Below are 12,960 nucleotides of genomic sequence, written 5' to 3' on the forward strand. Positions count from 1 at the left end.
TTTAAATCAATATGCTCTTCTATTCGTAGCTGCTAAATACTCTGTTTTGTAGTGTTCAGGAAGAAACTCAACAGGCAAAAATTTCCTGGTGAAGTTGAAATATATGTTGAATTTTCCGATTTGTTGAACTTGATAGGTGATCCCTGTTCTTTGTAGATAGTCCCTGAGTGTTTTGTCGAGTAAATTTGTTATAGAATATATATAAAAAATATCCGGAGACCTCTCTACCTCTTTATTAAATCTCGGTATAAGGTTGTAAAAGGAGGGCCCCTCTAAGAAAGGACCTCCTAAGGTAGACATAATGATTTTCTTTTGAGACAAGAAAATAATAGGATAAGCAACATTATGTTCCGCGTACCCTCTGGTCAATTGGTTTTCTTGTAGAAAGCTAACTATGTAGTTGTTTTCTGGGATAAAATCCTCTAACTCTTTTGTAAACATTTTCTTTATTGAGAAGATATTCAATGTGATGAGAAAAATTATCAGAGGAAATAATATTTTTTTGCTTAAATTTTTCAATGTTAAAGAAATAAGGACTGGAATAATAAAATAGAACGGCAGGAGGTATCTATCCTGTTTAAGTCCAGAAATAAAGACTATAACTGAAACTGCTAATAGAATATAAATCTGTTTTTTAACATTAGATTCAACCTTTCCAGAAAAAAGCCGATAAAATGAAAGCAATAATAATATCCCCCAAATAACTATTATTAAAAAATTCATTAAGGAATATCCGCCAATTAAATCCCTTTGTACCCCAAAGATAAGAGAAGCCATAATAGAAAGTCTTGGAAACAAACCGGCACCATATCCGGATGTTTTAAGAATCAAGGATTTTTTTATTACGGATAAAAGCCCTAACCTTGTATATTCATCACGACCACTTATATCAAATAAAAAACCAAACATAATTTTAATGTTGTGGAATTCATGCTTGATATTGTGAATAATTGAAGGAAGGGATCCTAAAACAAAAGATACAAAGACAATAAACAAAGAATATGTGAATATTTTAAAAGGGTATTCCCTTTTTATTTTAATTAGTAAGACCAGATTGATAACTAGGATAAATGAGAGGGAAAGTTGATGTAACCAGAAAGCAAACCCCGAAATAAATCCACACAGAAATAGACAGAGATATAGAGTCTTTTTGTCATCAATTTTTTTTGCTTGAAGGGGGAGAGATGTCAAAAAAATGAGACTAGAACTGATAAGAAAAAAAAGATATCCGGCACAGATTGCGGTTGTAAAAACAAAATAATAGGAAGGGAAAATAGCCCACAAAGATGTTATAAAACTCAGTTTTTTATCGTTAGTTACAGTAAGTACAGTAAAATAAACAACTAAAACAAATGGAGCAAAAATTATTATCCTGGAAAGGTGATAAACATAAGTAGAAATCCCCCCCAAAGCAAAAAAAATAGCAGTAAAAAATGTTTCTAAACTCCCTGTCCTATGTGCACCATAGAAAAAGATGGGAAATGTTTTGCCTTGGAGAATATCCACTGACATTATTCCCCAAATTGCATTGTCTCCTGAAATCAAATTGAAAAACTTGTCATATAAAAGCATCCTCGATATTATGAGGACAAAAATCAGGCTGGTTATAATTATTAAGGTTTGGTTTCTTTTAGATAAATTCATTTGGTTAGTCAGCTTTCCTGGCAATGATCAACAAGGCATAGGAGCCTTCTTTGTTTTTCCATAGAGTATCTAGAAAACACAAAAATAAGAGGAGGGGCATAGAGAGGCGCTTTAAGTTTCGGTGTCTTTCCATCAGCATGTCCAGTTCCCAGGCTAGCTTGCCCCAAATGCCAAATGCGTATTTTGCGAGAATTATTTTGAATCCTATCTCCTTTAGTATAAAACATAGTTCACCAAGTTCATACTGGTCTCCTGTATGTTCCCTAATTGACCACTCTATATATTTTCGGAAAAACCTTTCGGGAAGGAGATAACGATGGTCTTTCTCGCTTGGCATGGCTAAATAAAATATCCCTTCACTCTGTAGGGCGTGGTAAATGTTTTCCATAACCTTTTGGTTCCATGAGATATGTTCTAGAACATCTATTGAATAAATAAGGTCATATTCTTCATTCTCCTTTAATTCGAAAAGATCGCAACATACAAAACTAACGTTATCAATTTTTCTGTTTATCTTTTCTCGATTACAAAACTCGATATCATCTCTAGAGATATCACAACCAATGACCTGAGCCTGTGGGAATCTCTTGGCTAAAAAGAAAGTGAATAAGCCGGGACCACATCCGGCATCAAGGATTTTTGAGAAGGATTTATTTTTAAGAAATCTTTTCAGATAAAGAAAGCGGATAAACGTACTTATGTGGGCAGAAGGAAAGAAATTATAAAATATGGATTTAAGTAACCTCAACATTATAGTGTATCTTCTTTCACTGTTTTACCAATAATTCCATGATAGACTGCCTTCAGTATTATCTTGACCTCTTTTGCGTTTATCCCTTTATTGACAACCAGAGAATCCAGAATGATCTTAGGCGGCCAGAGGAAGGAATATAGGGTTAGAGAAGTAAGCTTCTGTAAAAAAGTAGCGTTTTTCTTAATTAGAATCAGTTTGTTTCTATAGAGAAGATAAAGCCCGTCTCTTTTAGCCTTTGGAGGTATTTTATGTCTGATTATTGCCTCAGGTTGGTAAAATATTTTATAGCCATGTTTTTGAACTCCACTGCAAAAATCCATTTCCCAATGAAACAAAAAATAATCTTCATCAAAACCACCCACTTCATTCAATACTTCTCTGTTTATTAACCAGCCACACCCAATAACATAATCACATTCAACCAGTTTTTCATAAGATTGCAGAGGTTTGAATTTCCCAAACCACCAGTTAATAAAACCTGCGCTTTCAGCAATTTTCGAAGGATTATCATAATGAATTATTTTTGCACCTACAACTGCAGCAGAGGTTTCCAACTTAAAAACCTTAAGCAGATTTTTTAAACAATTTTCTGAAACGACAACATCATCATCCAGGCCAAAAATGTATTGGCTTTTATCATTTGTTTTTAACAGAAACCTATTGTACGGTACATATGATCCTAAGTTGATATTGCTTTCTATTAACTGTAAGTTTGCCCAACCTTCTCGATACATCTCTTTAAATTTTAGCTTAACTGCCTCAGCAGAGCCATCACTTGAACCATTATCCCATATTAATAATTCCATCCTGTTCTTTGGGTAATCAATTTTTTGCAAAGATGCGAGGCATTCGAGAAGATCGCTCTTACGATTCATTGTTGGAATGAAAATAGATGTAAAAGGGTAATCTTCATTCATTGAAAGCTCCCGAGTAAATATTCATTTAGTTTTATTCCATCTGTCCTTTATGTCGATTTATGTCCAGTAATTTTCTCTATAAGCCTTATAATATTCGAATGTTTTTTGGATACCAGTGGTCAAATCATATCTTGCTTTCCAACCTAATAATCTATAAATTTTGTCCACATTAGCAACAAAATTGCCGGTTTCTATATTTTGATAGTTATCCGGCCACGGTACTGCTTCCACAGTACCTTTACCTACAACTTTTATCACCTCTTCAACCATTTCTTTAAAGCGTATTCCTTTACCACTACCTACATTAAAAACCTCACCATCAGCACAGGAGGTTGCACCAGCCATTAATAAAGCATTTACTATATCCATGATATAAACATAATCCCGTATCTGCTGCCCGTCACCGAAGATTTTGATAACCTGGTCTGTCATTGCCATCCTTATAAACCAATTTACAATACCGTATTTACTATGCTTCATCTGCTGTCTCGGTCCATAAGGATTGGTAATCCTAAATACTGTTGTAGCAATCCCGTAATCATGAAAATACATTATATGATATTTTTCTGCAGTTAATTTATGTACTCCATATATCATTAATGGTTCAGTTGGATGACCTTCATCCACAGGATTATAAATAACTCGACCATATTCCATACGAGAGCCTGCAAATACAACCTTCACTTTCGGATTTAAATGTCTGCAACATTCCAATAACATCAGTGACCCCCTGCAATTTATATCTAAATCCAGTAGTGGGTCTGACATGCTATCAATATAACTTACTTGCGCAGCAAGATGGAAGATAATATCCATCTCAGTTATAAGCTTTTCTAATAAGTTTTGGTCTCGAATATCCCCTGCTACAAGCTTGATACTATCCTCTATACCAGAAATATTAAAAATATTACCGCCATATAAGGGCAACATGGCATCTAAAATAGTGACTTCAGCCCCCATTATTACTAAGATTCGGGAAAGGTTGCTTCCTATCATTCCCAGCCCACCTGTTATTAAAATCTTTTTATTTTTAAAAAACTTCTTCGTCTCGATTGGTATAAAACTTATCTCTTCATTATAGTCATCAGATAACATAATATTTCCTAATCTATAGTTTTGCTCAGGCATATAGGAGTTTATTTTTCCCTGTTAGAGTTTCCTTTTTTTATAGCTATTTCAAAGATTTTGATTGTATCTTCTATCATTTTGTCTAAGCTAAACTTTTCAATTACTTTTTGCCGAGCGTTCTTTGCAATTCCATCAGAAAGACTCTTATTCTCCAATAAATAGATTGTTTTCTCTGCTAACTCCCTAATATTGCCAGGTGTCATCAATATGCCGTCAACTCCGTCGTCGATAACTGAAAGTATCCCTCCTATACGAGAACTGATTACGGGTTTTTGGCAGGACATCACCTCAAGCAAGACAAACGGTAACCCTTCCTGACGTATGGTAGGTAAAACAAACAGATCAGAGGCATTAATGTATTTGGGGGTGTGTTGATGCGGAATATACCCGGCAAAGACCACATATTTATCAACTTCTAACTTCTCTACCAGTTCTTTAGCTTCTTTAAAATAATCGCCCTCCCCTACCACCATTAATTTCAATCTGTCTATCTTTTTGGATATCTCAGGCAAAGCTTTTATCAGGAGATGCAACCCCTTTTGTTTTGTTACAAAGCTATAGAATAATATCAGCTTCTCGTCACCACCAATATTGTAAGCATTTCTAATTTCCATCCTTTCTGTATCGGATGGTCGGAAGAGATTTATGTCCACCCCATTATAGACGGTATAAATCTTTTTATCATTGACAAAGAACCATCTCTTAATGGAACTGGCAACCTCATCGCTGGCTGCAATAATAGCATTGCATTTAATTAAGAAGGGTTCTTCCCTTACAAAGTGATAATATAGAAAGGATGAAAGATGTTTAAAAAGCTGGATGAACCCCTTTTTGTGGCTTAGAGTTTGTCTGAGTTCAGAAAGGAGCATAACACCCTCGTGTCCTTGCATGATTACTACTGACGGGATTTTTTTCTTCCTATCCTTGATTAATCTCACAGGGACAATCGGCTGCTGACAATAAACAAGGTCAAAACGGCCCTTTTTATCCAGTTCCAAAAACTTTTTAAGGCTTTCCTTTCCCCATCCCTTCCTTTGAGAGCCAATAGTCGTATTCTTTAGATAATACAGTTTGACCCCTTCCCTCTCTTCATATTCTTTACCTTCCGGATGTCTGGTGGATATTACAGTTACCTCATGACCTTTTTTGACGAGCCCTTCGCTGAGGAGTTTTCCATGGACTTCCATTCCACCGTGAGCCCCATGCCAGTATGTTACTACAGAAAAAATACAAATGTTCATCTGGTTTCAAACCATAACCGGGTTTTTATCTTTTTACTACTTCTAAAACAATAATCATTTGTTCAGCAGGAAACATCCGCAAAAAAGTTCCCTCATAGTATTTTGGCATCTTATTAAACAACCACTCAAACATATAATTCCAGGGAAGTAGTAATCCCTTGGAAAAAATAATCTTTTTGCTCAGCATCTTAAATTTCCTATAGGAATACGAATACCAATCCGGGAATTCCGATGTCATTTCGTTCGCCGATACAAAATAATCAAATGATTCATAAGTAAAGTAGTGCTTATGAGTTGGGTCTGCAAAAGCATATTGTGAAGTAAAATGGGGGGCCCTTATAACTACCCTACCCTTTGATTTACCAATACGATGCAGCTCTTCCATCACTTTTGCAACATCATTCAGATGTTCTAATATATTGTTACAATATATTTCATCGAATACATCATTTTTAAAAGGATAAGGAAAGCAGTTCAGGTTGCATATTACATCAACGCCTTTTACATATATGACGTCTAAGTTAATGTACTCACCTATTATATCTTTTCCACATCCCAGATTCAGTTTCATTTTTTTTGAGCCCATACCCATAGTCCATCTGTCCTGCCAATCAAATTTGTTACTACTCCCACAAGTTGTTCAATCGGGGATGCAATTACCCCAATAATCATTTTGTAAAAGGAACGACTTCGGGCATTGTTAATTTTTTGATTAAAAGGAGTTTGCTGAATTAATATCTCACCTTCGGATTTGCCAAGTACGTGTGCCAGGCGAGCTTCTTCTATGGAATGAATTTCATTGTAAATAGCCTTAGCTTTTAGGATATTAATGAGCGGAACTGCAGGATGAATATCCTCTCTTGTAGAGGAATATACCGTGAAATTGTGAAAACTACAGGATTCTAGTACCATTATTAATGCATCTGAATGGAAATACGTTAAATGTTGTAATGGTGTAAAAAATCGCCAGTATTTACCTGAGATTGTTCTGTAAAATGAATGCATATTTACAGTGGTAATGAGAACCCATCCCTCTGGCTTTAGTAGCCTGGATGCAACCAGAAGCAAATGTTTTGGATTTATTACATGTTCTAAGACATCAAAAAAAGTGATGAGGTCAAAACTGGCATGCGGGAAGGAACCCTCCAGCAGAAATCCATGTTTGACCTTTAAACCTAAGGTTGAAGTCGCAAACTTGACAGAAGCCTCTGAAGGCTCAATCCCAATAGAGTGCTCAAATAAATTCCCCATATTCTTTAGCATTGCACCAGAACCACAACCCACATCAAGCCATGTCCCCCAATGATTAAACGCAGGAGGGAGATTGGCTAAAAATGTATTACGCCTTTTTTCTGCTGAAATGGTATCCCGAGCAATAATAAGGGGATTACCCTGCAATGGTCCATCAATTTTATAATAGGCTTCGTAATACTTTGCCAGAAACTCCTCTGCTAAAGGCCGGGGAACATAATATGTCCCACATGACAGACATTTCGTAATCTCCAACCGGACAAGATTCAAATACTGATAAGTATATCTTAAGCGCCTATTTTCAGAATCGCATACAGGGCATAACCTGGCTTCACTGTATGTATACATAGACATAGTTTATATAAGTCCTCAAAGCGGATAAAATAACAATCTCAATCCGTTTGTGTATTTGAGAGGTATTTCTTAATAGCCATAACATGCCTTTCAGCGCTATCCTTATGCCTGTTTACTATCTCTCTCATCTTCTCCTGGATTTTATCTTTTAACACTTTATTTTCTTCCAGAAATAGGATATTTTCAGCCAGCTCCTCGGAAGACCGTATTTCCAATCCTTGCCAGCAGCTTTTGAGTTCATCTACAACTTCCTGAGCTTTTAACATGTGTGGGCCATGAAAAATTGGAGCTTCATGAATCATAGGCTCAATAATATTGTGACCGCCCAGAGGGTCGGCGGGAATAATGCTTGACCCGATCAAAACGTAGGAAGCCACAGCGTAAAGATATGCTAATTCACCAAACGTATCTAAAATAATGACTTTTTCTCCAATATCCATACCTTTTTTAATATCGGTTCTTTTGATAAAATGAAGCCCCAGTGCATTCAAGTAGATTTCTACCTGACTGATGAATTGGGTAAAACGGGGGGCAATGATTAACCTGAATTGGGGGTCTTGTTTTCTCAAAAGGGCATAGGCATCTATGAGAAATTTTTCCTCCCCAGGATGGATGCTGCCACCCAGTAATACCTTGTTCTCTGTCTCTAGACCCAGCTCTTTTAACCATTCTGCCCTGGATTTACCTGATGCTTTCAATTTAGTTGTATCGTATTTCAGGTTTCCCAGAATTCTGACAGAATCCGCAGTGCAGCCTAGTTTTTCAAAACCTCGTTTGTCAATTTTATCCTTTACAGCAATAAAATCGAAGTGTTTATAAAATTCCAAGGACATTGCCCTTTTGAGAATCCTGTTTTTCCCCAGATTCTTGCTCATAAAAGCACTACAGAGAAAAGTCTTTATTCCAAGGAGATGAGCTTCTCTGAACAAAACCGGTGCAGTGGCAATTTCGATAGCCATCAGGAGCCTGGGTTTTATTTTTCTCAATACTTTTCTCACTACCCAGGTAATATCCCAGGGGGAGAAAAAAACATAGTCTACCCCATCAATCTTCTGAGCCAATAGGTAAGCATCATATTTATGAGTGGAAATTAACAAATTGTATTCAGGGGACTGCTCCTTGAGTATCCTGCACAGTGAAAAAACCTGGGTTATTTCACCTCCTGCCTCCGTATTAATCCAGATTGATTCCCGGGATCGCAGCATTTCTTCGAAATCTTCAGGAAATCTTCCCCAGCTTTGAAAAAAAAATGCTTTCCAGACAGGATCATTTCCAAACACCACCCTTTTGAAGAAGGTATTTGGCAGAAAAAAAAGGATACTTATCAGATATTTGATTTGCTGATATATCGCATTGATTCTATTCCCCATAGCCTCTTATTGATGTGCCATCTTTTCACGGATTATTTTAAATATCCTTTTCAACACGTCTGTCTTTCGATCAATATACCAGAGTAAAGGGAGGCAGAGAATGCCAAAGAGCAGTAGGCTAAACATGGTACTGATAAATAAAGAAAGCCAGGAATTTGGATTTAAGGGTACGAACCGAGTGATACCCAGGAGAAAGCCGGTAATCAAAAGCAACGGAAATAAGTTCCCGGCCATAAACTTGAGGATAAGTTTTACATTGGCATAATGAAGCATTGCATATCCAAGAATGAGAAGATAATATAAAAAATTCGCTATTCCTGTACCAAGGGCAACCCCATTAATTCCGTAACCCCATTTGATAAATAAGTAGTCTAAAAGACCAGCGATAGCAACCGCAAAAAATACCAGCGGAATAATATAAACCTGTTTATTCAGGGTGATTAGGAATTGATTGGATGGATGGGTCAGAGATATAAAGAAGGTACCCAACAGAAGGATTTTTATTGACATAATCCCTTCAATATATTGAGGCAAGATTACCATAATTACAGGTGGTAAAGTTAAAAAGGCAAAACCAATTATTATGGCAATGAAATAAGATAGAATCTGGGTGGGAGTGTTTACAAAGTTTTGTATATCTGCAATATTGTCTTTCAATGCGTAGCTCTCCTGAAATCTGGGGAACATAACAATCGAGAAAGTAGCAGGGATACTAAAAATATAGTCACTTGCCATAATTGCTACGGAATAATAACCCAAGTACTTAGACCCTAGCATATTTGCAATAAAAATTTTATCAACGTTTTTTATAGAGATAATCCCAATGGATAAGAGGATCAGAGGGGCACCTATTAAAAAAAGCCTTTTCAGTTCGCTAAAATCCAGCTCAAAATTGAAGGAGTATCTGGTTTTATAGTAACAGAAAGAAATGTCAATAATCATCACCCCAATAGCGACCAGATAAATACCGTAAATATTGAAAGGGATAACCAGGGATAAAGTCAATACAAGCCATGTTAGAGCAAAGATCACTTTTGCCTGACTCAGGATGGAAAAGTTTTTATTTGCTCTTAACAATACAGTATAGAAAAGACCATATTGCGCTCCAAAGGCTAAAATAGCTACTGTCAGCAAACCATAGAAATAAGGTGTTGAAACCCTATGTCTGACTCCGAAGGCATAAGCTACAAGACCGAAAAAAATAAGGAGGGAGAGAATAAAAGTAAAGGCAAACGCATTGTTTTTGATCTTCTCTGATTTTGCAATGTCCTTTTTCCCGAAATAATAAGGGAGTTCTCTTTCAGCAGCGGAAAGAATTCCCAAATTGCTAAGATTAAAATAATATTGTATTACCTGGATGTAACTCCAGACCCCCATGAGGGCTGGCCCCAAGAATTTAAGCGTAACGATGCCAGTAATGATTCCTGTAATATTTCCTAAATAGACGCTGGTAATGAATTTAGAAGAATCCTTTATGATCTGGTCTTTGGTACTGTCGTGGAAATCTTCCTGGGGCATATACTTTTCCATGGCTGGTTAAAGTCAGTAGGATCAGATCAACATTCTCCATGTTATGATCTCATCTTCCGCAATGTATCTATCTGCCCTTCGTCCGACCACCTGGTCGAAAAACCTTGGGGAAATACCGGTTCCAGGACGTTTCATAGTCAACATCTCGGTTGTAATGATCTCTCCTTTTCTTATGGCGGTATTGGCAACAAGACTGCGCCTGGCATTTTTCCTTGAGACCCTTTCACAAACCAGAGGCTTCTTGTAGTATTCGCCGCCAATTGTCAAGATCAGATCCAGGTTGTTCTTAAAAATTTTAATATCATCTGGATCCATGGCATGATAGTGGTCGTTCCCTGGAAGGGATTTATCAAGAGTGAAATGTTTTTCGATAATCTGAGCCCCTGACAAAAAAGCCATAGTAAGAACCAACATATTATCATCGGGAACAGTATGATCGGAATACCCAACGGGCAGGTCCGGATAGATATTCTTCATATGCTTGATCATGTTGAGATTGGCATTTTCAAATTGAGTGGGATAGTCTAATATACAATGCAGCAAGGCAACCTTATTGCCTTTCTCCCTGATAGTACTGACTGCTTCGTCAATCTCCGCTATGGTCGCAGCGCCAGTAGACAGGATAATGGGTTTTCTTTTCCGAGCGATATACCGGATAAAAGGGATATTGGTAATATCTGATGATGAGATCTTGAAAAAAGGAACCAGCCTATCCAGAAAATCTACCGCTGCAAAATCAAAAGGTGTGGATAGAAAAATGATGCCTTTTTTCTTGCAATAATCGGCTAACAATATGAACTCTTTTTCACCGAACTTATCATACTTCTTAAATAATTGATATTGAGAGTCTGTTTTTTCTTTTGTCCGATCCCAATATGCCGGGCTATTCTTGACAGCCAGTTTTTCAGCCTTGTAAGTCTGAAACTTTACTGCATCCGCGCCTGCTTTCTTAGCTTCATCGATCATTTTTTTTGCTATTTTTATATCGTTTTCATGATTGACACCAATTTCAGCGATAAGAAAAGGGGTTTGTCGGGTAACGGCCTGTTTCCATAACATGGAATTAACCATAATAACTACTTCCTGAATTCATTATAATGGTGAAATATAGCTTCTAATACTCTATCAATCCCTGACTTAAAGTCATGGCGCTGCATCTTCTTTTGCATCTCCAGCCTGAGATGGGGTTTATTGATCAATTCTTCCGTCACTTCTATAATCTTTCTCTCCTCTACCATTTTACCCAGCCCTAAATTAATAACACCGTTGTTAATGTTAGCGTATAAGTGCCCCATCTCCCTTTCATTCTGGGCAAGTGCAATGCAAGGTGTTCCAACGGCTGCCACCTCGTAGACTGTGCGGCCGCAGGATGTATATACTAGATCTGCCTTTGCCATATATTTGCTGATATATTTAACGTTTCTCTTGATTTGGCAATTTACCTTACTTTTTTCAAGAAATTGGTTTAATGAGGAATCATGGATATAACCCAATCCCAAAATTACTGTTACCTTGAAATCAGCTTTACACTTGTGCAATGCTGATAAAACCTTGCACGTGAGGTTCCCCTCATCGACACCTCCAAAGGTTATAAGAATGCTTTTAACCTCTGGGCGTAATTTTTCTTTTTTTATTGAATAGAATTCATCTCGAAGGCATACATAATCGGGTCCCCAGAGATGATTGGTATAGGGCACAGGGCTTTCATAAAGGGCATTGATGACAAGGTTTGCATACTGTGCACCTTCTCCGAGGTCTTCAAAATTGATCACGAACTTCCCCATTCTTTTCAGGGCTTGCATGTATTGGACATCCGTATCCAATATATCATTGATCAGAATATCCGAATTCAAGGTCTCAATTACAGGAATGGAATCTCCTTTGAAAGTGACAATCTCCTGATGACTTTGCTTAACAATTGAAATACCGAGGGGATAACGGCTGTCCATTAAAAAAATGACCTGGTGATCCATAATCCTTTGAGCCAAGGTCAACGCCCGATAGATATGCCCCAAGCCTATTTTCCTGTATCCGTCAACCCGGAATACAATCCTTCTTCGGTTCAGAATCTTTTCAGTCAGCCACCAGTCCATAGGCGAATCAATATCTATGGCTTCCTCTGTAGACAGGAAGATAAAGGATATGTTTCTCCCGATCCTGTTATTTTCATTTATTACCTCCCATCTGCTGGCTAAGATGCTCCCAGTTTCTTTTAAGATTTTTGGCAAAAGTTGCCTGTTTTTCCTTTCTTTATAAAGGGGAGTAAATTTGCCCCCACTCTCTATCCAGTAAAGATGAGTGGCATCCTTCACAGAAATCACAGTGTCCAGTTTTTCCTCAATCAGCTTTTCGATCGCCTGATCCAAAGTTTCTGCCTTCAAAGTAGGAGATGTAGGCTGCAACGTCACTACAATAGTCGGGGAATAACCCTTCTTTTTCAGTTTCTGTAAGACATCATAGATGACCGGGTCTAAGGGGATATCATCTCCAGATAGTTTTTTTGGCCTTATCAGCACTTCAGCTCCGAATCTCTTCGCTATTTCCGCGATTTCACGATCTTCGGTGGAAACAATTATTCTCTGGAGATACTTTGAACGTCTTACAGTCTCCAATATATAGGTAATCAAGGGTTTGCCTGCTAGTAATCTGATATTTTTACGAAATATACCCTTGGAACCACCTCTGGCAGGTATTATGGCAATGATTTTTTCTTTTATGGGAACTATAGGTTTTTTGTTAATAGTACTCAAAAATTTCTCCAAACTGCCACT

Annotated in this window: 11 protein-coding genes; all 11 read right to left on the bottom strand. The window is 37.3% G+C overall.

Translation table 11 applies throughout. From position 1 onward, the window contains the following. Window positions 1-6: 6 nt before the first annotated feature. From AB1401_01570 to AB1401_01620, 11 genes are read right to left on the bottom strand one after another with little or no spacing between them, the layout of a single operon-like run. Window positions 7-1,644, bottom strand: a complete 1,638-nt coding sequence (locus AB1401_01570) for a hypothetical protein (GenBank protein ID MEW6614145.1) — start codon at window positions 1,642-1,644, stop codon at window positions 7-9. A 4-nt stretch (window positions 1,645-1,648) separates the two neighbouring features. Further along, a complete protein-coding gene (locus AB1401_01575; protein ID MEW6614146.1) occupies window positions 1,649-2,395 on the bottom strand; it encodes a class I SAM-dependent methyltransferase in 747 nt (248 codons plus the stop codon). Continuing rightward, window positions 2,395-3,315, bottom strand: coding sequence for a glycosyltransferase family 2 protein (locus AB1401_01580; GenBank protein MEW6614147.1), 921 nt, complete (start codon window positions 3,313-3,315; stop codon window positions 2,395-2,397). The genes AB1401_01575 and AB1401_01580 overlap by 1 nt, the downstream gene beginning before the upstream one ends. A 57-nt stretch (window positions 3,316-3,372) precedes the next feature. Beyond that, a complete protein-coding gene (locus AB1401_01585) occupies window positions 3,373-4,443 on the bottom strand; it encodes a GDP-mannose 4,6-dehydratase (protein MEW6614148.1) in 1,071 nt (356 codons plus the stop codon). A gap of 8 nt (window positions 4,444-4,451) precedes the next feature. Next, window positions 4,452-5,684 carry a glycosyltransferase family 4 protein gene (locus AB1401_01590; GenBank protein ID MEW6614149.1) on the bottom strand — a complete coding sequence of 411 codons (1,233 nt, stop codon included), beginning with the start codon at window positions 5,682-5,684 and terminating at the stop codon, window positions 4,452-4,454. 25 nt (window positions 5,685-5,709) lie between these two features. Continuing rightward, a complete protein-coding gene (locus tag AB1401_01595) occupies window positions 5,710-6,270 on the bottom strand; it encodes a methyltransferase domain-containing protein (protein MEW6614150.1) in 561 nt (186 codons plus the stop codon). Beyond that, entirely contained in the window at window positions 6,252-7,289 is a 1,038-nt protein-coding gene (locus AB1401_01600; protein MEW6614151.1) for a class I SAM-dependent methyltransferase, read from the bottom strand. Before AB1401_01600 ends, AB1401_01595 begins: the two co-directional genes overlap by 19 nt. Before the next feature lie 38 nt (window positions 7,290-7,327). Continuing rightward, window positions 7,328-8,659: a glycosyltransferase N-terminal domain-containing protein gene (locus AB1401_01605; GenBank protein MEW6614152.1), complete on the bottom strand. Its 1,332-nt coding sequence runs from the start codon at window positions 8,657-8,659 to the stop codon at window positions 7,328-7,330. Between the two features lie 6 nt (window positions 8,660-8,665). Next, complete coding sequence (locus AB1401_01610; GenBank protein ID MEW6614153.1) at window positions 8,666-10,177, bottom strand: oligosaccharide flippase family protein; 1,512 nt, start codon at window positions 10,175-10,177, stop codon at window positions 8,666-8,668. 33 nt (window positions 10,178-10,210) lie between these two features. After that, window positions 10,211-11,260 (bottom strand): N-acetylneuraminate synthase family protein, encoded by a 1,050-nt coding sequence (locus AB1401_01615; protein ID MEW6614154.1) that lies wholly within the window; start codon window positions 11,258-11,260, stop codon window positions 10,211-10,213. Window positions 11,261-11,265: 5 nt separating this feature from the next. Beyond that, window positions 11,266-12,939: a glycosyltransferase gene (locus AB1401_01620; GenBank protein MEW6614155.1), complete on the bottom strand. Its 1,674-nt coding sequence runs from the start codon at window positions 12,937-12,939 to the stop codon at window positions 11,266-11,268. Window positions 12,940-12,960: the final 21 nt, after the last annotated feature.

It is taken from the genome of Thermodesulfobacteriota bacterium (assembly GCA_040757775.1).
GTDB lineage: Bacteria > Desulfobacterota > UBA8473 > UBA8473 > UBA8473 > UBA8473.